At 63.4% G+C, this 24532-nt stretch carries 25 protein-coding genes and 2 pseudogenes; 17 read left to right on the forward strand and 10 right to left on the reverse strand.

Annotated features, from left to right (window positions below; all coding sequences use genetic code 11):
- Positions 1–130 precede the first annotated feature (130 nt).
- From E5P2_RS33840 to E5P2_RS33905, 14 genes are all read left to right on the forward strand, one after another.
- On the forward strand, positions 131–1069 hold the full coding sequence (locus E5P2_RS33840; protein ID WP_162571443.1) for an SDR family NAD(P)-dependent oxidoreductase: 939 nt from the start codon (positions 131–133) through the stop codon (positions 1067–1069).
- A 201-nt stretch (positions 1070–1270) separates the two neighbouring features.
- Entirely contained in the window at positions 1271–2008 is a 738-nt protein-coding gene (locus E5P2_RS33845; protein ID WP_162571444.1) for an IS6 family transposase, read from the forward strand.
- Between the two features lie 128 nt (positions 2009–2136).
- Entirely contained in the window at positions 2137–2421 is a 285-nt protein-coding gene (locus E5P2_RS33850; protein WP_162571445.1) for a type II toxin-antitoxin system TacA family antitoxin, read from the forward strand.
- Entirely contained in the window at positions 2418–2918 is a 501-nt protein-coding gene (locus tag E5P2_RS33855; protein WP_162571446.1) for a GNAT family N-acetyltransferase, read from the forward strand. The genes E5P2_RS33850 and E5P2_RS33855 overlap by 4 nt, the downstream gene beginning before the upstream one ends.
- A gap of 320 nt (positions 2919–3238) precedes the next feature.
- The gene (locus E5P2_RS33860) at positions 3239–3982 is read left to right on the forward strand and encodes a hypothetical protein (protein ID WP_162571447.1); all 744 of its coding nucleotides are present in this window, start codon (positions 3239–3241) and stop codon (positions 3980–3982) included.
- A 104-nt stretch (positions 3983–4086) separates the two neighbouring features.
- On the forward strand, positions 4087–4317 hold the full coding sequence (locus E5P2_RS33865) for a BrnT family toxin (protein WP_332107576.1): 231 nt from the start codon (positions 4087–4089) through the stop codon (positions 4315–4317).
- Positions 4314–4607 carry a BrnA antitoxin family protein gene (locus tag E5P2_RS33870; protein ID WP_162571448.1) on the forward strand — a complete coding sequence of 98 codons (294 nt, stop codon included), beginning with the start codon at positions 4314–4316 and terminating at the stop codon, positions 4605–4607. Before E5P2_RS33865 ends, E5P2_RS33870 begins: the two co-directional genes overlap by 4 nt.
- A gap of 256 nt (positions 4608–4863) precedes the next feature.
- Complete coding sequence (gene sdhC, locus E5P2_RS33875) at positions 4864–5241, forward strand: succinate dehydrogenase, cytochrome b556 subunit (RefSeq protein WP_162571449.1); 378 nt, start codon at positions 4864–4866, stop codon at positions 5239–5241.
- A complete protein-coding gene (sdhD, locus tag E5P2_RS33880) occupies positions 5181–5579 on the forward strand; it encodes a succinate dehydrogenase, hydrophobic membrane anchor protein (protein WP_269475715.1) in 399 nt (132 codons plus the stop codon). Before sdhC ends, sdhD begins: the two co-directional genes overlap by 61 nt.
- A gap of 39 nt (positions 5580–5618) precedes the next feature.
- Entirely contained in the window at positions 5619–6356 is a 738-nt protein-coding gene (locus E5P2_RS33885; protein ID WP_162571451.1) for a succinate dehydrogenase iron-sulfur subunit, read from the forward strand.
- 58 nt (positions 6357–6414) lie between these two features.
- Positions 6415–6951, forward strand: a complete 537-nt coding sequence (locus tag E5P2_RS38445; protein WP_162571452.1) for a hypothetical protein — start codon at positions 6415–6417, stop codon at positions 6949–6951.
- A complete protein-coding gene (locus tag E5P2_RS33895; protein ID WP_162571453.1) occupies positions 6948–7160 on the forward strand; it encodes a DUF2945 domain-containing protein in 213 nt (70 codons plus the stop codon). The genes E5P2_RS38445 and E5P2_RS33895 overlap by 4 nt, the downstream gene beginning before the upstream one ends.
- A 129-nt stretch (positions 7161–7289) precedes the next feature.
- The gene (locus E5P2_RS33900; RefSeq protein WP_232080986.1) at positions 7290–8936 is read left to right on the forward strand and encodes a molybdopterin-dependent oxidoreductase; all 1647 of its coding nucleotides are present in this window, start codon (positions 7290–7292) and stop codon (positions 8934–8936) included.
- A gap of 24 nt (positions 8937–8960) precedes the next feature.
- Positions 8961–9533 carry a DUF488 domain-containing protein gene (locus E5P2_RS33905; protein ID WP_162571454.1) on the forward strand — a complete coding sequence of 191 codons (573 nt, stop codon included), beginning with the start codon at positions 8961–8963 and terminating at the stop codon, positions 9531–9533.
- Here E5P2_RS33905 and E5P2_RS33910 read toward each other — a convergent pair.
- Complete coding sequence (locus tag E5P2_RS33910) at positions 9518–9754, reverse strand: hypothetical protein (RefSeq protein ID WP_162571455.1); 237 nt, start codon at positions 9752–9754, stop codon at positions 9518–9520. The two genes, E5P2_RS33905 and E5P2_RS33910, sit on opposite strands and share 16 nt — an antisense overlap.
- Before the next feature lie 355 nt (positions 9755–10109).
- Positions 10110–11428, reverse strand: a protein-coding gene (locus E5P2_RS33915) for an IS3 family transposase (RefSeq protein WP_162571641.1) whose coding sequence is annotated in 2 segments (ribosomal slippage) — positions 10110–10985 and positions 10988–11428 — 1317 coding nt in all. Because the reading frame shifts where the segments join, the coding sequence is not laid out codon by codon here.
- Positions 11429–11529: 101 nt separating this feature from the next.
- Between E5P2_RS33915 and E5P2_RS33920 the strand changes: the two genes are divergently transcribed.
- The 3 genes and pseudogenes from E5P2_RS33920 to tnpC all read left to right on the forward strand — a co-directional run.
- A complete protein-coding gene (locus E5P2_RS33920; protein ID WP_232080987.1) occupies positions 11530–11925 on the forward strand; it encodes a transposase in 396 nt (131 codons plus the stop codon).
- Positions 11922–12188 (forward strand): annotated as a pseudogene (gene tnpB / locus E5P2_RS38015) (IS66 family insertion sequence element accessory protein TnpB); the annotation flags it as partial. The gene E5P2_RS33920 and the pseudogene tnpB, both read left to right, overlap by 4 nt.
- A 17-nt stretch (positions 12189–12205) precedes the next feature.
- A pseudogene (tnpC, locus tag E5P2_RS33925) lies at positions 12206–13055 on the forward strand (IS66 family transposase); the annotation flags it as partial.
- Positions 13056–13307: 252 nt separating this feature from the next.
- On the opposite strand, the gene E5P2_RS33930 reads toward tnpC, so the two are convergent.
- From E5P2_RS33930 to E5P2_RS33965, 8 genes are all read right to left on the reverse strand, one after another.
- Complete coding sequence (locus E5P2_RS33930) at positions 13308–14756, reverse strand: IS1182 family transposase (protein WP_162569187.1); 1449 nt, start codon at positions 14754–14756, stop codon at positions 13308–13310.
- Positions 14757–15216: 460 nt separating this feature from the next.
- Positions 15217–15567 carry a hypothetical protein gene (locus E5P2_RS33935; protein WP_162571458.1) on the reverse strand — a complete coding sequence of 117 codons (351 nt, stop codon included), beginning with the start codon at positions 15565–15567 and terminating at the stop codon, positions 15217–15219.
- Between the two features lie 315 nt (positions 15568–15882).
- Complete coding sequence (locus E5P2_RS33940) at positions 15883–16107, reverse strand: DUF7661 family protein (RefSeq protein ID WP_162571459.1); 225 nt, start codon at positions 16105–16107, stop codon at positions 15883–15885.
- Positions 16108–16350: 243 nt separating this feature from the next.
- Entirely contained in the window at positions 16351–17601 is a 1251-nt protein-coding gene (locus E5P2_RS33945; protein WP_162571460.1) for an aminotransferase-like domain-containing protein, read from the reverse strand.
- The gene (gene hglS, locus E5P2_RS33950; protein WP_443083580.1) at positions 17598–18974 is read right to left on the reverse strand and encodes a 2-oxoadipate dioxygenase/decarboxylase HglS; all 1377 of its coding nucleotides are present in this window, start codon (positions 18972–18974) and stop codon (positions 17598–17600) included. The genes E5P2_RS33945 and hglS overlap by 4 nt, the downstream gene beginning before the upstream one ends.
- A 42-nt stretch (positions 18975–19016) precedes the next feature.
- The gene (gene valS, locus E5P2_RS33955; protein ID WP_162571462.1) at positions 19017–21554 is read right to left on the reverse strand and encodes a valine--tRNA ligase; all 2538 of its coding nucleotides are present in this window, start codon (positions 21552–21554) and stop codon (positions 19017–19019) included.
- The gene (locus E5P2_RS33960; RefSeq protein WP_162571463.1) at positions 21555–23180 is read right to left on the reverse strand and encodes an N-acyl-D-amino-acid deacylase family protein; all 1626 of its coding nucleotides are present in this window, start codon (positions 23178–23180) and stop codon (positions 21555–21557) included.
- Positions 23181–23193: 13 nt separating this feature from the next.
- Positions 23194–24525, reverse strand: coding sequence for an aspartate aminotransferase family protein (locus tag E5P2_RS33965; RefSeq protein WP_232080988.1), 1332 nt, complete (start codon positions 24523–24525; stop codon positions 23194–23196).
- Between the last annotated feature and the right edge of the window lie 7 nt (positions 24526–24532).

Genomic DNA, 24532 nt, shown 5'->3' on the forward strand with positions numbered 1-24532 from the left:
GCGAGGGAACGGGCTTCACCAGAAGCATCATGTACGTGCCGAATTCGCCGCCGGCGCCGAGCCGGCTTGCCGACGCTGACGCCACAGGTCCAAGATGGCAGGCACCGTCCCAGCATCGAAAGCCCGCCGCATGCGACTCTCCGCTTCCACGCCACTCGCCGACAAGGCCATCATCGTCACCGGTGCCGGCCAGGGCATCGGCGCGGCCTGTGCGCACTACCTGGCCGAACTCGGCGCGAGCCTCGTGGTGTCGGACATCGACGAGGCCGCCGCATCCGACGTGGCGGCCGGGATCTCACGCACCGGCGCGAGGGCCGATGCGCAGGTCGCCGACGTCTCCTCGTGGCAGGCCTGCGAAACGCTGATCGCGCGCTGCGTCCAGCTTCACGGGCGCATCGACGGCCTGGTCAACAACGCCGGTGTCATCTATTTCGGCGCGCCGGACGAAGAGCACGACGAGGCGCGCTCGCGGCGTCTGTTCGAGGTCAACCTCATGGGCTCGTACTTCGCCGGCATCCACGCGATGAAGCACATGTTCAAGGCCGGCCGCGGCGCCATCGTCAACATCACCTCCGGCGCCCAGGCCGGCATCGGGTCGGCCGCCGCCTACGGCGCCGCCAAGGGCGGGCTGGCGTCGCTGACCTATTGCTGGGCCATCGACGCCGCGCCGTACGGCGTGCGCGTCAATGCCGTATCGCCGATCGCGACCACCGCCCTCACGGCCCGCACCGACGCGTACATGCGCGAGCACGGGCAATCGACCGCCGCCCGCGTGAGCGTCGATCCCCGCTGCAATGCACCGGCGATCGCCTTCCTGCTTTCCGACGCCGCGCACGACGTCAACGGCCAGGTGCTGCGCGTGCACGGCGACACGCTGCAGCTCATGACGCATCCGGCGGTGATGCATCCTGCCGTCGAACGCACTGACTGGCGCTTCGAGGATGTCATGCAGGTCTTCGACTCGGCGTTCCGCGGCCGGCTGGCGCCCCTGGGGATGAGCACAATGGACCTGCGCTATATGCTAATGGCCAAGCAGCACGTCGTGCCGGTGCCGGAGGATCGCCGCTAGGCGAAAAGCCCGGCTCATGAAGTAGTGGCGTTGCACGTCGGGCATGCCGAATCGTTCCTTCGTGCTGAGAGATCATGGCCGAGCGTTCGACGCGCGGCGAAGGTGGGCGAGGCGGCCCAGCCTGGAGTCGGGGGCCCCTCGTGTTCGAGGGCGATACCTTGGAGGGGCATTGTCACGTTGTCGATGGCGTAAGCTTCTTCGATGCAAAAGAAGAGGTTGCTCTATCACGGTCATCGGTTCCCCGGGGTGGTGATCAGTCAGGCGGTGCGCTGGTATTTTCGATTTCAACTGAGCCTGCGCGACATCGAGGAGCTTTTGTTCGAGCGCGGTGTGGTCGTCAGCTACGAGACGATCCGGCGCTGGTGCGACAAATTCGGCGCGCGCTTTGCGCATGACGCCAAGGGTGCCCGCCGCAAGCTGGGATCGACCTGGCATCTGGACGAAATGTTCGTGACGCTGCGCGGGGAAACCTATCTGCTGTGGCGTGCCGTCGATCAGCATGGCGCCGAACTCGACGTTCTGGTCCAGAGACGCCGCGACAAGGTCGCAGCAAAGCGTTTCTTCAAGCGCGTGCTTGCCGCCTTGCCGCAGGCACCACGCAAGATCGTCACCGACCGATTGCGCAGCTACCCGGCCGCGAAGGCCGAGATCCCGGAGCTTGCGAACGTGCGGCACGTGTTCGTGAAGGCCTGTGCGCGCGTGAACAACCGTGCCGAGAACAGCCATCAGCCCACCCGTGAACGCGAGCGGCGCATGCGAGGATTTCGCTGGCCGGAGCGGACCCAGACTTTTCTCTCCAGCTTCGGGCCCATCCGCCAACACTTCGCACTCAAACGCCACCTGTTGCGTGCCTCGATCTATCGCAAGCAGTTGGCTGCGCGCTTCGAATCATGGCGTCTTTTCACCGGCAACGCCCAAGATCCGTTTGCCGTCTTCTGAGCCTTTGATCCGCTGCCAGCTTTGCAACGTGGCATCGCCAACGTGACAAAGCCCTGGAAAAGGAAGAATCTCCTTCTCTTGATTTGTACGGCAAAATACCGTACATTGAGAGGAAAGAGAGGGTTTCCATGTCCGATACCACCCGAACCGAGCGTGTCGAAGCTCGCATAGCGCCCGATGTCCTGGCAGTGGTCCGACGGGCCGCGGAAATCGAAGGACGCAGCCTCAGTGACTTCCTCGTCGGAGCCGCGCAAGAAGCCGCGCGTCGCACGATTGAGCAGACGCAGATTATTCGCCTCTCGATGGAAGAACAGCAGCGCTTTGCCGCATTGCTGCTCGATCCCCCCGCGCTCCCTCCTGCGATGGCACGCGCGGCTAAGGCACACAAGAAGTTGATCGCTTCCTCGCGGTGACAGTTCAGTTCCGCATAGAAGCGCTTGCGCCCGAGCATGACCGCGCGGGCTTTGTCTGCGGGAGCGATTCGCTCGACAAGTACTTGCGAGAGCAAGCGTCGCAGGACATACGCCGCCGCACCGGCGCATGCTATGTCGCCATCGACGCGAAATCACATGCGATTGCTGGGTACTACACCCTGGCAGCAGGCAGCGTGCCCCTCACAGACCTTTCCGAGACGATGGTAAAGAAGTTGCCGCGCTATCCCCTTGTTCCTGTGGCACGCATTGGCCGTCTCGCCGTGAGCGTTGCGTTTCAGAAGAGGCAACTCGGAGCGGCGCTGCTGTGGGATGCAGGGCTGCGCGCAATGCAGTCGGGCATGGGCGTCTTCGCGTTGGTTGTCGATGCCAAGGACGAGACGGCCGCTGCGTTCTACGAGCATCACGGCTTCACTGCACTCGGCAGCAACCCACTGACCTTCGTCCTTCCAATTGCGACGCTTGCGAAGAAGAACTGAACGGGCCACGAAGGCCCGTTCTCCTTGAATTCTGGGGGAGTGGAGGTATCGAACGCTCCATCTTTGACATAACAAGGCTTGCTGGGCTGACAGTTGTCAGCCATCGCCAAAGGGCGTCCGTCCTGGCCCCGGGCTTCCCCCTCGATGTGCTTGGCGAATGCGTTGCCAGAGGGCACGTGGCCAAGGCCCGACACACCGCACGCCCCACGCCCCGAGCCGGATGACCGGGTCCGTTCTGGGCCCTCCTCCAATGCCGACAGTGGACGTTCGCAGGTTGCGAGAAATACGGCGCGAAAACATCGTCGACTAGCATGGTCGGTATGAGCCAATTGCAATTTGAACTTGATCGCCTGTACGGACTGGGCGCGAAAGCCGCAGATGGCGCCACCCCGAGCGTCGGACATGAAGGGCGCCAGCGTGGCATCCGAGCCTTGGTGCTGGAGTTGGCGCTACCCGCGAGTTGGAGACAGCTTTCTTCGGTCTGGAAGGGTGCCCAATCGGATCTCGGCCTTCCTGCACCTGCCATTGCGGTCTCGGGCGTCGACGGACTGCAGCTGTGGTTCTCCCTGGCCGCGCCGATTTCGCCGAATGCCGGCGAGCTTTTTCTGCAGGGTCTCCGTGCACGGTACCTGTCAGACCTCGGGTCGACCCTCGTACGTTGGATGACCGAGACGGCCAAATTCCCGGTTGCGCCGCCCGTCGAGATCAGCCCGGATCGCTGGTCGGCTTTCGTCGCCCCCGATTTGGCATCGGTGTTTGCCGATACGCCGTGGCTGGACTTTCCTCTCAACGCCGAAGGCCAGGCAACGCTTCTGCGCGCGCTCGAGCCCATTCAACAGGTTGCATTCGAAGCCGCGTTGAGCCAGCTTGGTGCAATCGAAGTGAGTGAGTCTCGCGAACCAGTTGCCTTGAAGGTACCCGCGCGGGCCGAAGTGCGGACGTGCGAGCAAGTGGACGCAGATCCGGTACGTTTTCTCAGAGGCGTCATGAACGACGAGACGGCGCCTCTGGCTTTGCGGATAGAAGCCGCAAAGGCCTTGCTTCTCGGTGCCAAGCGCTCATAGACAACACCGGGCCTGACCGATCTGATCACGGAGTCGGGGCGCCCAATTCGTGCGAAAAGTGGCCTTGCGCCAGATGGTTTGTGTAGCTGCAATAACCTATGCAGATGACCTTCGACCCCGTCAAGCGAGCCAAGACGCTTGCCGAGCGGGGTCTGGATTTCGCTGATGCCGCCATTGTGTTCGAGGGCAATACCTTGGAGGTTGAAGACGACCGCAAGGACTACGGTGAAATCCGAATCATCTGCTTCGGCCTCCTGGCAGGGCGCATGGTCGTGGTCGGATACACCCGCGCGTGTCGCGGATCGCCATATCTTCAGCATGAGGAAAGCCAATGAACGCGAACAAGAGCGGATCGGTCCGCAGCTTGGGGTCTGATCTGGCGAAGGTGGATGCCCACAAGGGGGAGGCATTGGAATACGATGAGTTGCCGGAATTGACGGACGACATGCTGGCCCGGGCGACGGTGAACCGTGGCGGCCGACCGCGCTCGGCATCGAGCAAGGTGCTGCTGTCGGTGCGGTACAGCAGGGAGGTCGTGGACTTCTTTCGCGCCACCGGCGAGGGCTGGCAGTCCCGTATGGACGGAGCGCTGAAGGAGTACGTCGCGCAGCACTCACGCAGGTAGGATGCTCGGGGGTGGACTTGGACTGACACTCAGTGTCGCCACGTCAATCACTCCTGTGCTCCTGCCACCAAAAGCAGCAGGTTAGGGTTCTTACGTGGGTCAGTTTTAGATGGAGATCGCCGGGCTCAGTGGGTCACTTCTGGATGGAAATCAACACATATGGCAAGACTTCGATCGTGAGCTTGTCGTGCATCCTGTTTTTGAGCGGTGAGCGACCTACGATCGCTCACCGCTACCTTGCTGCTCCAAAACACCAATGCCTCGATTTTCACGCCCATCATTCCTGAATCCTCTGCGGATTCAAATGCCCGTGGGTGCCTGGACGTCCATCGGCCATCGACTGACCGGCATTCTCCTGGCTGTGGTTGTGCCCTGCGGCGTCTACCTACTGGATCAGTCGCTGCGAAGCGAGCAGGGCTTTGCTGAGGCGAGTGCAATATTTAGCCTGAGACCGGTCAAGGCCCTTGCTGTGTTATTGCTCTGGGCCCTCTCCCACCACCTTCTTGCCGGCACTCGCCATTTGCTGAGCGACTTCAACATTGGCTCACCGTTGCGGACAGCGCGACGCAGTGCATGGTTCGTAAACCTCGGCGCCGTTGCTGTGGCGTCGCTTGCGGCAGGAGTCCTCCTGTGAGATTCCGAGCCACAGGGCTGGCTGCATGGTGGGTGCAACGCGCGAGCGCCGTTTACATGTTGCTCTTCATCCTGTTTCTTCTCTGCTCGCTGCTGCTCCATCCACGCCACTCTTATGGCGAGTGGCGTGGATGGGTGGTCGACCGCTACGGCATGACGCCCGCCATCCTTGCTTTCTTTGCGGCGTTGCTGGCGCACATGTGGGTCGGCCTGTGCGATGTGCTGATCGATTACGCCCGACCGGCAAGCCTGCGCCTTTTTCTGCTATGCCTCGTTGGTGCTGCACTTTTGAGCATCTTGGTTTGGGTCATCTGGATTTTTCTTCGAACGCAGACCTGACGTTTTCTTCGCTCAGTTGTGGGCGCCATGGAGCCAATCGTGAAACTCTCGATCTCTCGCTACAACCCCGAACTAGACGACAAACCCTACATGCAGGACTATTCGATCGATCTCCTCGAGGGGGATCACATGCTGCTGGATGTGATCCTGCGGCTCAAACGGCTTGACAACACGTTGACGCTGAGAAAATCTTGCCGGGAAGGGGTTTGCGGCTCCGACGCAATGAACATCAATGGTCGAAATGGCTTAGCTTGCATCACGCCCGTGCGGACCCTGAAGGAACCGGTGGTCCTGCGCCCGTTGCCTAGCTTTCCGATCATTCGGGACCTCGTGGTCGACATGACCAACTTCTTCAAGCAGTATCACTCGATCTCTCCATACCTCATCAACGCGGAGACTCCGCCCGAGAAGGAGCGCCTTCAGTCGCCGGCCGAGCGCGACAAACTAAACGGTGCCTACGAGTGCATCATGTGCGGCTGCTGCAGCAGCCAGTGTCCGTCGTTTTGGTGGAACCCCGACAAGTTCGTCGGACCTGCCGGACTGATACAAGCTTACCGGTTCATAGTCGACAGCCGGGACCGGGCAACACAGCCGCGGCTGGATAACCTGAACGATGCCTATCGTCTATTCCGCTGTCGCACGATCATGAACTGCTCGGAGGTGTGCCCGAAAGGGTTGGAGCCTTCTCATGCTATCGAGGAAATCAGGCTGAAGATGTCGAAGATTCCGGTGAGGGGCGGCGGACTTGAAGTGCATAGCCCGAAGTCTCCCAAGTAGCGAATGCTGCTTCGAATCTTGATATCGGCGTGAGCAACAGTGATGAGGCAAGTAACCAATGAAGATTCAAACAAAGGTATCGCTGCACCGGCCGGAATTGAATGATCCGGCCAATCAGGCATTGCGGGGCGACAAGACGGACCGCTCACAACTGCTGCGAAGGGCGATCTCGCGCTGGGAGAGCGAGGGCGGCGCTGCTGGCAATCAAGCTCCGGAGAGATCGACGTCCGGCGAAGTGCAAACAGAAGTGGGCCTGACAAATGCGGAACTGGTGCAGCTACAGATTCGGGTGATCGCGCTCGAAAACCTGGTGACCGCGCTTCTCACCGACGCACCCGATCAAACACGGGACCTCGCGCGCGCGATGGCGACGAACATCTCTCCCAGACCGGGCCGCACTCCCCACCATCTGACCATCCATGCTGCGGCGCAGATGGTCCATCTGGTCGAGCGAGCATCGCCAGGAGGCGCACTCAAAGCCGCAGAAACACATCTGCTCAAAATCGACAAAGACAAAGCCGATTGCACGGCTACCCCGGACGGCGCATCATTGCTGGATGGCCGGCATCCAAAATCTCGAGGAACAGGACCGTGACGGACTTCAGGGTCGGTGAGAAAGTGAAGTGGAATTCGGAGGCCGGCCACGTCAGCGGCACCGTCATCCGCGTGCATACGCGCGATTTCGACGTCAAGGGCTATACGCACCACGCGAGCCCGGATGCGCCGCAATACGAAATCAAGAGCGCGACGACGGACCACATCGCCTTTCACAAAGGCTCGGCGCTTACCAAGCTCTCCGACTGACCGGCTCCGGTTGGCCGATCGATAACTACACAGGATCGTCCAACGTCCGCCTCTGCACCCCCCAACTCGCCCGATCCGCTGCGCGCAACGCTCAGCGACGCGGATGATCGCCTGCGCACCGATCACTGGATGCCGCCTCAACGGGGTATCGCCCCGCGCATCCGGATCGGTCGGCGCTGGTACAACACGCTGTGGGCCTTGCCGATTGGCGTCGCGGTATTGCTCTGCCTGATCGCGCTGGCGCAAAGCCTGCGCGAGCTGGCGGTCGTCGCCGCCTTCATCGAGCACCATCCCGGCATCGCGCAGTCCGCGCCGTCGGTGGACTCGGGCTTCCCCTGGTGGCTCCAGCTCCAGCATTTTCTGAACATGCTCTTCATGCTGTTCATCATGCGGGCGGGCTTGCAGATTCTGGCCGACCATCCGCGGCTGTACTGGGGACGCGACTGCACGCCGGGCAGCGATTGGTTCCGTTTCCAGATGCCGGTCCCCAAGGGGCGGCTGTGGACCGCCAAGGACGATTCCGTGACGCTGCCCCGATGGCTGGGCATTCCGGGCTTGCGGCACACGCTCGGCCTTGCGCGCTGGTGGCATTTCTCGATCAACCTGCTGTGGCTGGTCAACGGCATTGCCTTCTATGCGCTGCTGTTTTCCACCGACCAGTGGCGCAGGCTGGTGCCGCTGACCTGGGATGTGTTCCCGGCCGCGCTCTCGACCGCGATCCAGTACGCCTCGCTGAACTTCCCGGTCGACGAAGGCTGGACGCGCTACAACGGCCTGCAGCAGCTGAGCTACTTCATCACCGTGTTCGTCGCGGCACCGGTCTCGATCGCCACCGGGCTCATGCAAAGCCCGGCGATCTCCAACGCGCTCGGCGGGGTCGGCCGCCTGTTCAACCGGCAGGCGATGCGCTCGGTGCATTTCCTCTCCTTCGCCTGGTTCGTGGGCTTCATCCTCGCGCATGGCGCGATGGTGTTCGTCACCGGCCTTCGGCAGAATACCAATCACATGTTCGGCGGCGTCAACGATGCGTCGTGGACCGGCTTTCCGCTGTTCCTTCTTGCGATGGCGATACTGGCGGCCTGCTGGCTCGCCGCGTCGCCGCTCACGCTGCGCTTCGCCCGCCAGGTGCAGCATGTCGGCCAGTTCATGATCGGCTGGCTGATGGGATTGGCCGAGAAGTGGGATCCCCACTCCCAACTCGGCGAGAAAGACATCTCGCCCTATTTCTGGCCGAACGGCACGATGCCGGACTCGACGGAATTCGCTGGCCTCCTGGCAGAGAATTTCGCCGGCTATCGGCTGCGGATCGACGGCCTGGTCGATGCTCCATGCGAGCTCTCGCTGGCGGACCTCAAGGCGATGGCGAAGCAGGAGCAGATCACCACGCACTTCTGCATCCAGGGCTGGTCGGGCGTCGCCAAATGGGGCGGTGTGCCGATGCGCGACATCCTTCACCTGGTGCGGCCGATGCCCGAAGCCCGCTACGCCGTCTTCTACTCCCTGGCCGATGGCGCCGACGGCGGACGCTACTACGACGTCCACAAGATCGAGAACATGCGCCACGCATTGACGATCCTCGCCTACGAGATGAACGGGGCGCCGGTCAGCGTCGTTCACGGAGCGCCGCTGCGGCTGCGCTGCGAGAACGAGCTGGGCTTCAAGATGGTCAAGTGGATCGCGGCGATCGAGTTCGTGGCAGGCTTCGCCGATCTCGGCGCGGGCCAGGGCGGCTACAACGAGGACCATGAGTTCTACGGCTACCGCATGCCGATCTGACGCACTCGAAAGGAACCGCAAGACGTGTCCTCAGGCGATCGATCCACCGAACCCGTCGCGGCCCCGCCCCAGCCGCCGATCTTCACCATCGGCCACTCGACACGCACGATCGACGAGTTCGTGGCGCTGCTTCGCGTGGGTGAGGTCGAGCATGTCGTCGATATCCGCAGCGTGCCGCGCTCGCGCACCAATCCGCGCTACAACCTCGACGCCTTGCCCGCCGAACTCGCGCGCTGCCAGATCGCTCACACGCGAATCGCCGAACTCGGCGGCTTGCGCAGGAAATCGCGCACGATCGCTCCAGAAGTGAATGGCTTCTGGATCAACCAGAGCTTCCACAACTATGCCGATCATGCACTGTCCGACGAATTCCGCAGCGGGCTCGCCCGCCTGATCGATCTGAGCCACGACCGGCGCTGCGCCATCATGTGCTCCGAAGCGGTCTGGTGGCGCTGCCACCGGCGCATCGTCGCCGACTATCTTCTGTGGGGCGGGCGCGCGGTCTTTCATTTGATGGGCACCCATCGGGTCGAGCCGGCAGCGCTGAACGAGGCGGCGCGGGCGTGGGGCGGCGGGCTCGCCTATCCGGCGGCCTGACTGATGAGCTGCGTAGCAATATGTCCGAGCAATTGGAGATAGCGCGCATCGGCGCACTCCGACCGCGCCATGAAAAACGCGAGCTCATCGAACGCGTCCTCTGCCGGGCCATCGCCCCGGCCCTGTTGTTGACGCGCGAATGCCGCAGCAATTTCCTGCTGAGCAAGGCGATGGACGGCGCGCAGATGACGGCTGTGCGCGAACAGCGCCTCGAGTTCCAAGATACTCTTGGCGAGATCTGGGTCTGTGGAAGGAGGCATCTACGTCTTTCTTCGCAGGGCACAACATTTCCCTCGGGCGCATGGGCCGCTATCGGCAAATGTATGTGCTGCTTGCAGGCAACGGTCGACGCCCTCGGATCCCTTCGTCGGCATCCGCGCGCCAGATAAGGCGATGCATTCGGCCCCGGTTTGTGGCGTCACCGCTTGAAATCAAGCAGCTGCATCGCCTTGCTTATCCCTTGCGCTTCGTATGCGTCCGGCAAACCCATCTTGAATGCGGCTTAGGAGCAAAGGATGCTCGTATCCACTACGACTGTGAACTGACCCCCGGAAGTTGGACGGCTGTTGAACTGATCTATCGGACCTCTTGTTGCCTTCGGAAGGCAACTGGACTCATGCCAAGCTTCAGCTTGATTCGCTCCTCGTTGTAGTAGCGGATGTAGGCATCAATGCCGTGCTTGAGGTCCTCTATGCTCTCGAATTTGTTCAAGTAAAAGAACTCTGACTTTAATGTGCCGAAGAAGCTCTCCATCGCCGCATTGTCCAGGCAGTTCCCCTTCCGAGACATGCTCTGTGTGACAGCACGCCGATCCAGCTGCTCGCGGTAGGTAGGCATACGATATTGCCAACCCTGATCCGAGTGAAGGACTGGGCTCTCATCGGCTTTCAGACGCGCGAAGGCAGTGTTCAGCATGGTCCGGAACATGCGGGGCGTGGGTGACTCGCTTTTCTCGTAGGAAACGATCTCGCCGTTATACAAATCCATGATCGGAGACAGGTACAGCTTCTTCGCGCCCACCTTGAACTCGGTCATGTCTGTGACCCACTTCTGATTCAACCGTGCGGCACTGAAGTCGCGCCGAAGGAGGTCAGGTGCCAACACCGACCCTGTTCCAGAGAATCTCTTGAATCGCTTAGCTCGCACTTTCGATCGTAGCTGCAGCTCGCCCATCAAGCGTTGCACGGTTTTGTGGTTCACCGTGCGGCCTTGGAGACGCAATGCCTGCGTCACTCGGCGGTAGCCATACCAGCCCCTGTGCCGCTCGAAGATCTCGCGAATGGCATCTCGCAAACCAAGTTGCCTGTCTTCACGAGTCAACGATTTTCGCTGATAGTAGAAGGTGCTTCGCGCCAGGCCGGCGAGCTTCAGCAACCCGGCCAGGGGGAATAGAGGCCTTAGCTCGAGCACGATCCGCGTCCGTTCCTCGACGGTGATGTCGGCTTGCTGCGAACCAAGGCCCTCGCTTTTTTTAGGTATGCGACCTCCATGCGAAGCTGCCGAACTTCATCCAACAACTCCTCTCTGGTACGCGTACCTTCGTCGCGTGGCTCGCTCGGGTCGCCATCGACGGAGCCGCTCTGTCGTCTTCGTGGCCCTGGTCTCATCGGATTTAGCCCTTCAAGTCCGCTCTGCGCGTAGGCACGCTGCCATATGGCGATCAAGTCAAACCGCCGGATGCCGTAGATCGCGGCCGCCTGGCGATATGAGAGACCTTCGTCGTGGACCCGCTTCAGGATCTCCAGCCTCAACTGTGGAGGGTACTTCTGCTTCTCCTTCCTCTCCTGAAGACCTGCCTCGCCGTGTTCTCGATACGCGGCTACCCAAAGCCGCAAGGAATCAAAACCAACGCCCCGTGATGCCGCGGTAGCTCTCAGGCCGTGGTTCCCTTTCATGTAGGCCAGCACGGCCTCCAGCTTCTGCCTATCTGTGTATTTCACCTCGATCCCCCGGTTTCGTCCAACTTCCGGGGGTCAGTTCAACTGTTGGTGGACACGTGCACACTATCGCTCCTCAGGCTTCGGGCGACCGGCGACGCCGCCGGTTGCATAGCGACGAATTCAAGGCCCATGCGGTCGCTTCAGCGGCGCAGCCCGGCGTCTCCATGGCATCCGTGGCGATGGCGCTGGGCATCAATGCAAATCTGCTGCGCCGCTGGGTGCGTGACGCGGAGGTGTCGCCTGGCGGAGTGGCGGAAGGCACCGCTCGCAAGGCTTTGCCCAGCACTGAGGCTGCGTCGTCGTCCTTCGTGCCCGTGCAACTGCCTGCGCCGGTCACGCCAGCGAGCGACATTCGCATGGAAGTCAGACGAGGTTCCACGACCATCGTGGTGACTTGGCCGGCGCCACTAGCCACCGAGTGCAGCATGTGGCTGAGCGAGTTGCTGCGATGATCCGCATCGAGGCCATCTGGCTGGCGGTCGAACCGTTGGACATGCGCGCCGGCACTGAAGCGGCATTGGGCCGCGTGGTGAAGGTGTTCGGTGAAGCCCGTCCGCATCACGCCTACATGTTCGCCAACCGCCGAGCCAACCGCATGAAGGTCCTTGTGCATAACGGCATCGGCGTGTGGCTGGCCGCCCGACGACTTAACGCGGGCAAGTTCATCTGGTCGGCTGATAGCGCGCATACCCTGAGCTTGAGCCGAACGCAGTTCGATGCGCTGGTGCTGGACCTGCCGTGGCAGCGCTCAGGGAGGCCATCCTTACTCACCGGGTTCTGCACGCTGACGAGACGCCCGTGGCCGTGCTCAAGCCCGGAACGGGCAAGACGCACCGCGCTTACCTGTGGGCCTACACCCCAGGCGCCTTCGAAGCCATGAAGGCCGTGGTCTACGACTTCGCCGACAGCCGGGCTGGCCAGCACGCGCAGGACTTCCTGGGCGACTGGCGCGGCGCGCTGGTCTGTGATGACTACTCGGGCTACAAGGCCCTGCTGGCCAAGGGCGTCGTCGAAGCTGGCTGCCTCGCCCACGCTCGACGCAAGTTCGTTGAGCTGCACACGGCTAACAAGAGCCAGATCGCCGAGGCCGGCATCCAGTACTTCACTCGGCTCTACGAGATCGAGCGCGAGGTGAAGGACCTGGACGCAGATGAGCGGCGTCGCATCCGCCAAGCGCGGGGTCGGCCGATCGCCGAGGCACTGCATGCCTGGATGATCGCGCAGCGGCTCAAGGTCCCGGAAGGTTCAGGGACAGCCAAAACACTGAACTACAGCCTGAAGCGCTGGGCTGCGCTGACGCGCTACCTGGACGACGGCAACTTGCCTGCGGACAACAACTGGGTAGAGAACCAGATCCGGCCGATTGCAGTGGGCAGAGGCAACTGGTTGTTCGCCGGGAGCCTGCGCGCCGGGCAACGCGCCGCCGCCGTCATGAGCTTGATCCAGTCAGCGAAGCTCAATGGGCACGATCCGGATGCCTATCTGAAGGACGTGTTCTTGCGCCTTCCGACGCAGCCGCATAGCCGCATAGCCGCATAGCCGCATCGACGAACTGCTGCCGCATCGCTGGCAGCGGAGCTGATCACCCACTCGAGAACACCGCCGCGTGCTGCGGCCAGCGTCAAGATGTGTTTGCCGCGTGCTTACCGAGAAGTCGCGCAGACAGCTGATGGCCGAGGCTGTGTGCAAACAGCTTTGACTTGCGAGTATGCCGAACACACGGGCTTGTTCCCGTCATTGGCGCCACGGAGTCATCCAGTGGTCTTGTCGCGCAAACTCGGCGTTGCTCACGCCTCAGAGTCGCTGCACGAGTCGCGAAGGTCACCGAAGGGGCTCATGCCCCCAGCAATCTCATCGCCTTCGTCGTTCTGGCAATACCCAGGATCGCGATCACCCGCTTCAGGTTGTATGCCAGCACGTGCAGACTCATCTCGGTGTTCACGTGCTCCAGTTTCTTCGTGAGGAAGTGCGTCCAACCCATCCAGTGTTTGAGTGTCCCGAACACGTGCTCCACGGTGCATCTGCGCAGTGTCATGGCAACAGGCTTGCGGTCCAGGCGTTGCTGTACGCGCTCGAGCACTGCTTCATGCTCCCATCGCCGGATGCGCCGATAGTCGCTGGGCGTGCACCGGTCCTTCAGCGGGCAGTTGGGGCAGGCACTGGTCCAGTAGAGATGTGCTTTCAGGCCACTCTTCTCGATCGTGCTGAACCTGAAGATGGCTCGCTGCCCTGCGGGACACTGATACTCGTCGTCCTTCGCGATATAGATGAAGTCGCTCTTGTCGAAGCGCCCCTCGGCCTTGGCGTTCGAGGTCATCGGCTTGGGTACGTAGGTCGTGATGCTCGCGTCCTCGCAGGCCTTGAGCTCCATGCCGTTGAAGTACCCACGATCAGCGAGCGCTTGCAGTTTGGTCTTGCCCATCGCCTCGCGCGCAGCCTTGGCCATTTTGCTCAGTTGTGCACGGTCATTGCCGACGTTCGTCACCTCGTGCGCCACGATCAGGTGGCGCCTGGCATCGACGGCCGCCTGGACGTTGTAGCCCACCAGACCCGAGCCTTTGGCTTGCGAGTTCATCGAGCGCGCATCGGGATCGGTGAGCGAGTGCTGCCCATCGGGTTCCTTCTTCAACTCTTCCTTGGTGTCGTCGAGCCGCTTCATCTGCTCGCGCAGTTTCTTGATCTTGTCCTGCAAGCGCTCGGTCTTGGCTTCGACCTCCGTCGGCTGTGTGCGGTCGGCCGTCTCCAGGGCGTCGAGATAGCGCTGGATGCTCTGCTCGATCTGCCGCTGGCGCGCGTCGATCTTGCCGGCAGTGAAGTTGCGGTCGCGGCTGTTGACCGCCTTGAACTTGCTGCCGTCGATGGCGACGATGGCATGAGAGAACAGCTTGAGGTCGCGGCACAGGCCGACGAAGCGCTTGCAGACGTTGCGGATGCCGGGACCGTTGTCGTGACGGAAGTCGGCAATGGTCTTGAAGTCCGGCGCCAAGCGACCCGTGAGCCACATCAGTTCAACGTTGCGCTGTGCCTCGCGCTCCAGGCGGCGGCTCGACTGGATGCGGTTGAGGTAACCGTAGATGTAGAGCTTCAACAGGACCGACGGGTGGTAAGAAGGCCGACCCGTTGCCGCCGGATCAACGCCTTCGAAGCCCAGTGCGTAGAGATTCAGTTCCTCGACGAACGCGTCCACGACTCGCACCGGGTTGTCTTCGCCGATATAGTCGTCAAGGCACTCGGGCAGCAGAGTGACCTGCTGTCGGTCCTCGCCTTCGATGAATCGCTTCATGGGCCACCACCTCGCTCAGACGGGTTGGCTCAATATAGGCGACCATCGAGGGAGTTTCCACACAACCTCGGCCGAGGCTGTGTGAAAACGCGAACGCATCGACGTCGTCGAAACAATCGATCGCTCAGAACGGCGTAGGTCGCGTTTTCTCGAAGGCGCCAAGGGGTCGAAGACTCCCAAAAACATCGCTCAATGACGTTTTCACACAGCCTCGGCCGATAGTAGCTGGTCGCTCGAAGCACGCGAGAGGCCGCAACCGCTGCGAAGCAGGCTGTCGCGCGCCATTATTTCACGGGCAACTGCCCTTCCCCATACTGCATTGGCAGCTCATCACGCTGATGCGCCGCACCCGCACCACCGGTCATCTCGCAACGGCCGGGCATGCTTACGGTGGCGGCGATGGCAGCGGGGCCTGCACCCGCACCTCCCAGCCGAGCTCCTGCCCCAACGCCCTGCCGGCTTAGAACGCGTCAAACACCGCCGAGTTGGCCGCAGCCTGCCCCTGAGCGCTTTCGAGGGCGCGGATCACGCCGCGCAGGCGCTCGCACTCGCGCTCGAGCGAGCCGACCCAGGCGCGCGCGTGCTGCGCTTCATTCAAAGCCTGCGCGTGGAGGGCGGCCATGCCCCAGCGGCTCTCGAACCACAGCGCCAGATAGACGGCACGGGGTGCGTTCCCGCTGGCCTGGTAGCGCTGCAGGGTGCGCAGGCTCACGCCCAAGTGCCGGGAGATCTTCTTGCGCGGCTCGGTTTGGTCCGCGAGTAGATAGGCCAGGGGCGGCAACCGTGCGAACGAGGGCGCGAGGAATGGCATGGAGGACCTCCTGCGAGCGGCGAGACGGCGGTGGTGCCGGCTCGGCCAGGCCATGTCAGTTTGTCGCGATGCGGTGGTGCCCTCTTCTGCCCTGCGCGGGCGGCCTTTCAGGGCGGGGAGAGAATGAAATCAACATAACAAGGCTTGCTCGGCGTTGACAGGCAGCACATCCTCAGGCCCCAAAAAAGAACGTCACACTTTTTCCTTAGGCGCCGCAGTTTCGGCGGGGCCCCCCTCCTCGCACTGTTGGTACCGGGCTTGATCTGCGCCGACTGTCCGCAGCTGAACTGCGGCGTGCTTCTCGGCGATTTAGACCTACGATGGACTGATTCGAAAAACCGACCCATTCCAGGGCATTGCCGTCTCGTGGAATAAATCTTCAAGGTACTGACAAAGCTCGTCTTCGGCGAGAAAGTCTGGCACCACGAAATCAGCGGGCCGCCTCTTTCCTTCGGAGCCGAGATCGAACGCGATCCATGTACCCTGCTGGCGGCTGATGGCAATGATCCGACCAAAGACGTTGAAACGGTGCTCTGACATTCGTTCTCCTTGCTCTTGTCGATGGTCCAGCCCGATTGCGTCGGGGCCATGACTCTCTACACTTGCGACCGCCCGTTGGGCCTCTTCCGCGCTCACTGCGCGTCTCCGCGCCCGCTGCTATCCTGCAAGCTCGCTCAACCCTATGTCTTTGTGCGCAGTTTGCCGCCAGCGCCTGTATTGGTCCGTTGTCCAGACCCGCATCGGACGAACGTTGGCGACAGCAGGGCATACGATGACTCAGGGTTATTTCGCTCCCGCCAACGATTCAGAGAAGGCCTTCGCTAGCCGCGCGATCGCCTCGAGGATCTGGGCACGATTGCTGGCCGCATAGGACAGACGCAGCGTAAAGTGATCCGGATCAGAAGCATAGAACGCGCGCCCCGGCACAAAGAGCACGCCTGCCTGTGTGGCGGCGTCGAACAGCCGGGTCGGATCGAGATTGGCCTTCGTGCGCAACCACACGAACATGCCGCCTGCCGGCTCGACGAACTCCACTTGATCGACAAGACGCTCGTGCAGTGCATCGACCATAACGCGCATGCGCGCACCATATGCCGAGCGCATGCGTGCCACGGCCGCCGGATAGCGGCCACTCGCGAGGTACTGGGCTGCCACTGCTTGCATCACGGGCGAAGTGCAGAGATCCACGGTCTGCTTCGCGATCACGCAACGTCGCACCACTTCGCCCGGTGCAATCATCCAGCCGATGCGCAACGCAGGCGCAACGGTCTTGGACAGGGTCGACAGATAGATGACGGGGTTGCGCTGGCCCGCAAGCGAATGCCCTGCCATGAACACCGTGCCGGGCGCAGCCGCACCGAAGGTTAGCTCGCCGTAAGGGTCGTCTTCCACGACGAGAAAGCGATACCGCAGCGCCAGTTCCACCAGCTTTCTGCGCCGGTTGGTGCTTAGCAGGGTGCCGCAGGGGTTCGAGAAACTAGGAACCGTGTAGAGCAGCTTCGGGCGCTGCGAGACCGGCATAGCAGCCAGCGCGGCCTCAAGCTTGTGCACCATCAGTCCATCGTCGTCGACCGGCACCTGAACGATCCTTGCTTGGGCCAGGCGCAGGGCCTGGATCGTGGCCGGATAGGTTGGAGTTTCGACGAGCACGACATCGCCGGGCTCGATCAGGACCCGAACGAGCAAGTCGAAGCCCTGCTGAGAGCCTGTCGTGACCAACAGGTTCGCCAGCTGGCAATCGATGGCGCGCGTGGCACTCAGACGTTGAAGCTCCGTGCGCAATGCGAGGTCGCCCTCCGTCGCTCCGTACTGGAGCGCATTCATCGAATCGGCCATGGCGCGCGCGCTGGCCTGCTGCAGTCCTTCGACATCGAAGAGACTCGGCGATGGGTATCCGCCGGCCAGCGAGATCATCCCCGGTCGGCCGAGGTACCGGAACAGTTCGCGGATTGGTGAGCCAGCCGGCTCGGCATACGACGAGGCGAATGGGATCGGCGTCACGGCATCTGCTCGGGCGACGGCGCCGCCGTTCATGGCGCGCGCCTACCTAGCGCACGGCGCACACGCTCGATCGATCGCTGTTCGGCGTCTTGGTAGAGCTCCGTCTCGTCGAGGACTGCGCGGCCGAGCGCTTGCTCGAAACTTTCGCGTGCATCGGACACCGCGTAGGCATCGGCTTTCGCGCCGTCAAGGTTGGACTGGAAGATGCCCGCCGCGCTCACGGGCAAGAAGTCTTCGTAGGTCAACGGTTCGGCGTGGACGATGCCCGAGGCGATCAGATCGTCCAACGCCAAGTCCGAGACTTCCGCGTCCGATACCGGGGGGGCGGCGACCGTGTATCGGAAGAACGCCAGCCCTCGGAGGCGCAGCGCGTCCAAGTCATCCGGAAAGGCCTTGAAGGCTTCGCGCATCCTTGACGCATGGTCGATGGATGGGTCGCCGCTGCGTGCCTGTGCCAGGCAGTTGTCGTAGAGTGCGCGTCCGGCCCGCGTGAGTGCGACGCCGCGTTGTTCGATCTCGCCGAAGCGAGCGGTGTGCGCACCGATCACCTCGGCCTCCAGGCCGCCGCCGTCGAACGTGACCTTCTCTTGCAGCGCCGTGAAGCTGGTCTGGCGCAGGAGGATCGGACAGCGCCGCGCCGGCGGGCCTTCGATGACGGCCTTCGCACCCAGGCCGCGTCGCAGCATCTCTTCCTGGGCTGCGTCGATGTCGAACGTGCGGGGCGTGAGGTGGTTGATGTGCGGACCCTTGAAGCACACCACGTCCGCGATCAGGCGGTGCGCCGCAAGGAGCCGGGCGTAGGTCGACGCGTCGACTGTCGCGCGTTCGTGCCAACGGAAAGTCTCGATCAGGGCCTCCACGAACTCGGATGCCTGCGGCTGGGTCAGGCCGTGCTGCGCTTCGAAGATTTCGAGCAAGGCCAGCGCACCCGGCGAAAAGATCTGGCGGCGCGCCAGGATCTGGGCGGCCTCGTCGCGCAATGCCCAGTCGGCTATCAGGTCGAGCCGCAGCAGCGAGGTGAAGACACGGAAAGGGTTGTGCGACAACGCCGCATCGGACACAGGCCGAAATGCCGTGGCATGCACCGGCACGCCGGCCGCCGACAGGTCGTAGTAGCCCACCGGCTGCATGCCGAGGACCGCGAACATGCGGGCGACGGTGGCCAGCTCCCGAGCGGTGCCGAGCCGGATCGCGCCGTGCCGCTCGTCGTCGACGCGGGCGCTCTCCTGGGACAAGGCCAGCCGCGTTCGCAGCTCGGGCGCGTCACGCAGCGCCGTGGCATTCACGTCCGCGACCAGTTCCATCAACACGCCGTACTGCGGTACCTCGCGCTTGTACATTCTCGACAGCGCGGTCGAGAACACCTGACGAATTTCGTCGGAGGAAACGAATGGGGCGGTGTGCAGGGAAGGCATTGGCAATGAAGTGAAAACAAAAGGAGGTGGCACTCAGGACAGCGCGATCACGACGTCGAAGAAGTCGGAGGGCACCAGGTCGAATCGCTTCACTTGCCCTGCCGCACGCAGGTCGCCGTCGATGGCCCGCAGCAAATCGAGCCGAGCTGCCGAGTCCTTCACGATCACGGTGTCGACCTCGGTCTTGATCGACAGCTTCGCATCGGATTTGGCGCGGCGGATCTCGCGCAGAACGTCGGAGGCCACGTCCGTCAAGCCTGCATCGATGGTCGCGCTGCCAGCCACGGCCAGCAACGCCTTGCTGTCGGGCCACGGTGCGCGGTGCACGGAGCCTTGCATCCACCAGGACCAGCTTTCCTCGGTCACGAAGGGCAGGAAAGGCGCGAGCAGGCGCAACAACACCGACAACGAGATCGCCAGCGCGTGGCGTGCCGACTCGGCACCGGCGCCCGCGTCATAGGCGCGGTTCTTCACCAGTTCGACGTAGTCGTTGCAGTACCACCAGAAGAACGACTCGGTGCGCTCGATGGCCCGGGTGTAGTGGAAGGCCTCGAGCGACGCGGTGGCGTCCTGCACCACGCCGCCCAGGCGCTTCAGCATCGCGCCATCGAGCGCTTCGGTGACGCGGGCGGCATGCGGGTCGCCCTGGAACGAGATCGCGAATTTCGACACATTCAGCAGCTTGGTCGCGAGCCGGCGGCCGATCTTCATCTGCTGCTCTTCGAAGGCCGTGTCGGTTCCGGGCCGCCCCGACGCGGCCCAATAGCGGACGCCGTCGGAGCCGTATTGGTCGAGCAGCGCCTGGGGCGTCACGACGTTGCCCTTGGATTTGGACATCTTCTTGCGGTCGGGGTCCAGGATCCATCCGGAAAGCAACGCGTTCTTCCAAGGCGCGCACCCATGCTCGAAATGGCTGCGCACCGCCGTGGAAAAAAGCCAGGTGCGGATGATGTCGTGCCCCTGCGGGCGCACGTCGAATGGGAAGACCCTGGCGAAGAGATCGTCGTCTTCTGCCCAGCCTCCGGCGATCTGCGGTGTGAGCGAACTCGTTGCCCAGGTGTCCATGATGTCGCGCTCGCCGATGAAGCCGCCTGGTCGCCCGCGCTGATCGGCGGTGTAGCCTGCCGGGACGTGGGACTGCGGGTCGATCGGCAAGGCGTGCTCGTCGGGCACGATCGGCGCGGTGTAGTCGGGCTTGACCTCGGCGTCGAGCGGATACCAAACCGGAATGGGCACCCCGAAGATGCGTTGCCGGCTGATGAGCCAGTCGCCGTTGAGTCCGCCCACCCAGCTGTCGTAGCGGCTGCGCATGTGCTCGGGGTGCCAGGCGAACTCCTGTCCGCGCGTTAGCAGAGCCACGCGCAGTGCCGGATCGCGGCCACCATTGCGCAGATACCACTGCCGGGTGGCGACAATCTCGAGTGGCCGGTCGCCCTTCTCGTAGAACTTCACCGCATGCCGGATTGGCTTGGGCTCGCCCACGAGTTCGCCGCTCTGCGCCAGCATGACGGCGATCGACCTACGGGCTTCGTTGACCGACTGACCTGCGACGGACTCGTAGGCGTGAACGCCCTCTGGCGCGGTGATCCATGCGGGCGTCTCCTTCGAGAGCCGCCCGTCTCGCCCGACCACCGGCCGCGCCGGAAGATCGAGCTCACGCCACCAGGTCACGTCCGTGAGGTCGCCGAAAGTGCAGACCATCGCGATGCCGGTGCCCTTCGCCGGGTCTGCCAGGGTATGGGTCAACACCGGTACATCGACGCCGAACAGCGGCGTGCGCACCATCGATCCGACCAAGGCGCGGTAGCGCTCGTCAGAGGGGTGAGCGACCAGCGCGACGCAGGCAGGGAGCAATTCGGGACGCGTCGTGGCGATTGCCACCGCTTGACCCTCCCTATCGACAAAGCGCAGGTCATGGAAGGCGGCGCTGGCCTCGCGGTCCTCGAGTTCGGCCTGTGCGATGGCGGTCTGGAACGTGACGTCCCAGAGGCATGGTGCCAGCTGGCTGTACAGTTCGCCGCGCCGGAAATTGCGAAGGAAGGCCCGCTGGCTCGCACGCTGGGAGCGTTCGTCGATGGTCGCATAGCCCAGGCGCCAGTCGACCGAAATGCCGAGCGCTACGAACAGGCCACGAAACGCCTTCTCGTCGACCTCGGTCAGGCGATGGCACAGCTCGATGAAGTTGCGCCGGCTCACGCGCTGGTACTGGCCGCGTTGCGCGGGCACATGCTGCGGCAGCGACACCCCCTCGGGTGCGTAGCTCACGTCGGGGTCGCAGACCACGCCGTAGAAATTCTCGACGCGCCGCTCGGTCGGCAGCCCGTTGTCGTCCCAGCCCATCGGATAGAAGACCGTCTTGCCGCGCATGCGCTGGTAGCGCGCGACGATGTCGGTGTGGGTGTAGCTGAACACATGCCCCATGTGCAGCGAGCCTGACACCGTCGGCGGCGGTGTGTCGATGGAGAACACGCTTTCCCGCGGTTGGCATCGGTCGAAGCGGTAGGTTCCGAGGGCTTCCCAACGCTGCGACCAGGCCGCTTCCAGGCCTTCGAGCAGCGGCTTGTCGGACATTCAGTGCCTCACGCCGACATGGCCGGGCAGCGCACCCGAAGGTGCTCCGTCGCGCACGACGAACTGTCCATTGACGAGCACGTGCGAGATGCCGGTCGGCAGTTGACGCAGTGCATGCGGCGCCACGGCCGAGCCGATCGTGCGAGCGTCGAACACCACCAGATCGGCCGCCTTGCCTGGCTCTACCGTTCCACGATCCGTCAGTCCGAATTGCAGCGCCGGACCCGAGCACATGCGCCCGATGGCCTGTTCGATCGAGACCAGCTTCATGTCGCGCACGAAGCGCGACAGATAGCGCGGCGCATAGCCCCAGTCGGCCAGCGCCATGGCGAACGAGGACGCCGGGCCATCGAGCGCGCTGGTGGCGCCGTCGCCCATGATGAAGAACTGCGGATCCTCCAGGGCACCCACGAGATCCTCCCAGCGCACCCAGTTCTCGACGATGTAGACGCAGGGAAAGTTGTCCCCTGCGTTCTCGAGCAGCCAGACTGCCGCTTCGGTCACTGGCAGTCCGGTCTTCTTCGCCAGATCCGCGAGCGACAGGCCGGTGAGGCTGCCGTCCGCACCGTCGGAGGCGACAAACATCGAGTCCACCATGTCGTTGTCAATGGCCGCCTTGAACATGCCGCCCATGCCTTCGACGATGCGCCGCTTGAACGCCGGATCGCGCAAGCGGCGCGCCATTTCCTCGCGCGTGTCTGCGAACATCGATGGCGGAATCAAAGCCGACAGCGGCGTCGGTCCGTAGTCGAAGGGAAAAACATCCGCGCGAACCGTCATGCCATCGCGGCTTGCTTGATCCAGGTGCGCCCAGGCCCGCCCGACCATGTCGTCCGACGCGTAGGGTCGCCGCACGTAGTGCGACATCTGCAGGCGCATGCGACCGGCTCTCGCGACGTCCACCGCCTCCTGCGCGGCCTCGGCCATTCGGTCGCTGCGGTTGCGGCAATGCGTGGCGTACACCACGTTGAAATCGGCTGCCGCCTCGGCGATTCGCGTCAGCTCATCGGTGGTCGCCGAGATGCCGGGCGCGTATTCGAGCCCCGTCGACATGCCCACTGCGCCGGCGGCCAGTGCATCGTGCAGCGCCTGGCGGGCGGCGGTGACTTCCGCATCGGACAACTGGCGGTCCCGGAAGCCCGAGATTCCGAGCCGGATCGTGCCGTGGGCGACCAGCGGAAACACGTTCGGCCCCACACCGCGATCCCGCAACAGGCTCAAGTATTCGCCGAAGCTGCTCCAGGTGATGGGCAGCGCGCTTTCGCGGCGCCAGCCGGCAATGTTCATGGACACGAGCTTGCGCGACTGCGCCGTCACGGGTGCGATGCCGTGTCCGCAGTTGCCGGTGACGATACTTGTGACGCCCTGCATCAGCGCGCTCTGGCCCCTGCCGTCCAGGAGGATGGTGTAGTCGGCGTGGGAGTGAACGTCGATGAAGCCCGGGCAGACGACGCGGCCAGCCGCCTCGACGATCACCGGCGCTTCGAGGCTTCCGCCCGGTGCGATGGCGACGATGCGGTCGCCGCGAACCGCCACATCGACATCGTGCTGCAGTGGTCCCTTGCCGTCGACCAGGTCGCCGTGGGCAATAACGAGATCGAGGTCGTGCGCAACTTCCTTTTGCATGGCGGCAACTTTCTCAACGCAGGCTGGTCGCCGCAGCCCAGCGCAGCACGCTGCAGTACTCGTCGAGGTGGTCCGGCGTGTGCACCAGACACAGGTAGGTCTTGGCCGCTTGCCGGTAGATGCCTGCGGCATACATGTGGCGGTGGATCGCGTTGCCGAGCGCGATGTTGGAGCGACGCGCCACGGTCTGGTCGATCACCTCCTCTTCGGTGAAGTAGTAGTGGAACATCGGCCCCACGCCCGTGATCTGCGCGGTGAGCCCGAGGTCCTTGAAGACGGCGCCCACCTTTTCCCGCGCCAGGTCGCCCAGCTTGCCCAGTGTCTCGATGCCGCCTTCGTCGATCATGATGTCCATCGTGGTGTGGGCACATTCAATGGCGAGCGGCGAGCCATTGAAGGTGCCGCAGTGGAAGCTGAACATCGACGGGTCGCTGCCCGGCGTGAGGTGCTCCATCAACCAGCGCTTGCCCACCAGCGCCGCCAGCGGCAGCCCGCCGGAAAGCGCCTTGCCCAGGGTCGTGAGGTCTGGCACCACGCCGTACTTCTCCTGCGCACCGCCGGGGGCGATACGGAATCCGGTGACCACCTCGTCGAAGATCAGAACCACGCCCGCCTTGGTGCACTCTTCGCGCAGTGTTTCCAGGAAGCCGGGCTGGGGCGACAGCGCACGTTGCGCCGGCTCGCAGATGATGGCCGCAAAGCGCTGGGGATGCGCGCGCAGCAGTTCGCGCACGGCGGCCGCGTCGTTGTAGCGAAGCACCACGAGATCGTCGCTCACGCCCCGCTGGATGCCGGCACTCTCTGCATAGGGCGTGGGAATCTGCGTGGGCGAGGATTCCATCGACCATGCGGCAAGGTCGCTGTGCCCATGCCATGCCCCGTCGAACTTGACAAAGCCTTCGCGCCCGGTCACTGCACGCGCCAGCCGAATGGCATGCATCGTCGCTTCGGTGCCGCTGCCCGCGAAGCGGACCATCTCCGCCGAAGGCACGTGGCGTGCGATGCGCTCGGCCAGCTCGACCGCCCGCTGGGCCAGCCCGAAGTAGTGCGTGCCTCTGGCGGCCTGCTGCGCGATCGTCTCGACGATGCGCGGATGTGCGTGCCCCAGCACCAGCGGGCCCGCACCGAGCATGAAGTCGAGGCGCCGGTGACCGTCCATGTCGATGACGTAGGCGCCCTCGCCGCGCTCGATCACGAACTCGAGGCCGGCTGGCTGCATCAGCGAATTGGTTGTGCCGCCAGGCAGGAGGCGCGCCGCGCGTTCGTAGGCGGCGGTGTGGGACGACGAACGCTTCAGTGTTGCGTAGGTGTCCGGAAAAATCTTGGGCGATGCGAGCGCGTTCATCTCGAGA

The organism is Variovorax sp. SRS16 (assembly GCF_901827165.1).
In the GTDB taxonomy this organism is placed as follows: Bacteria; Pseudomonadota; Gammaproteobacteria; order Burkholderiales; family Burkholderiaceae_C; genus Variovorax.

Coding starts and splice junctions, on each gene's coding strand:
- E5P2_RS33870 (WP_162571448.1), top strand. CDS start 4,314: ATGAACGCGAACAAGAGCGGATCGGTCCGCAGCTTGGGGTCTGATCTG.
- E5P2_RS33840 (WP_162571443.1), top strand. CDS start 131: ATGCGACTCTCCGCTTCCACGCCACTCGCCGACAAGGCCATCATCGTC.
- E5P2_RS33960 (WP_162571463.1), bottom strand. CDS start 23,180: ATGCAAAAGGAAGTTGCGCACGACCTCGATCTCGTTATTGCCCACGGC.
- E5P2_RS33945 (WP_162571460.1), bottom strand. CDS start 17,601: ATGAACGGCGGCGCCGTCGCCCGAGCAGATGCCGTGACGCCGATCCCA.
- E5P2_RS33865 (WP_332107576.1), top strand. CDS start 4,087: ATGACCTTCGACCCCGTCAAGCGAGCCAAGACGCTTGCCGAGCGGGGT.
- E5P2_RS33940 (WP_162571459.1), bottom strand. CDS start 16,107: ATGTCAGAGCACCGTTTCAACGTCTTTGGTCGGATCATTGCCATCAGC.
- valS (WP_162571462.1), bottom strand. CDS start 21,554: ATGTCCGACAAGCCGCTGCTCGAAGGCCTGGAAGCGGCCTGGTCGCAG.
- E5P2_RS33900 (WP_232080986.1), top strand. CDS start 7,290: ATGCCGCCTCAACGGGGTATCGCCCCGCGCATCCGGATCGGTCGGCGC.
- E5P2_RS33850 (WP_162571445.1), top strand. CDS start 2,137: ATGTCCGATACCACCCGAACCGAGCGTGTCGAAGCTCGCATAGCGCCC.
- E5P2_RS33965 (WP_232080988.1), bottom strand. CDS start 24,525: ATGAACGCGCTCGCATCGCCCAAGATTTTTCCGGACACCTACGCAACA.
- E5P2_RS33845 (WP_162571444.1), top strand. CDS start 1,271: ATGCAAAAGAAGAGGTTGCTCTATCACGGTCATCGGTTCCCCGGGGTG.
- sdhD (WP_269475715.1), top strand. CDS start 5,181: ATGGTTCGTAAACCTCGGCGCCGTTGCTGTGGCGTCGCTTGCGGCAGG.
- E5P2_RS38445 (WP_162571452.1), top strand. CDS start 6,415: ATGAAGATTCAAACAAAGGTATCGCTGCACCGGCCGGAATTGAATGAT.
- sdhC (WP_162571449.1), top strand. CDS start 4,864: ATGCCTCGATTTTCACGCCCATCATTCCTGAATCCTCTGCGGATTCAA.
- E5P2_RS33935 (WP_162571458.1), bottom strand. CDS start 15,567: ATGCCATTCCTCGCGCCCTCGTTCGCACGGTTGCCGCCCCTGGCCTAT.
- E5P2_RS33860 (WP_162571447.1), top strand. CDS start 3,239: ATGAGCCAATTGCAATTTGAACTTGATCGCCTGTACGGACTGGGCGCG.
- E5P2_RS33930 (WP_162569187.1), bottom strand. CDS start 14,756: ATGAAGCGATTCATCGAAGGCGAGGACCGACAGCAGGTCACTCTGCTG.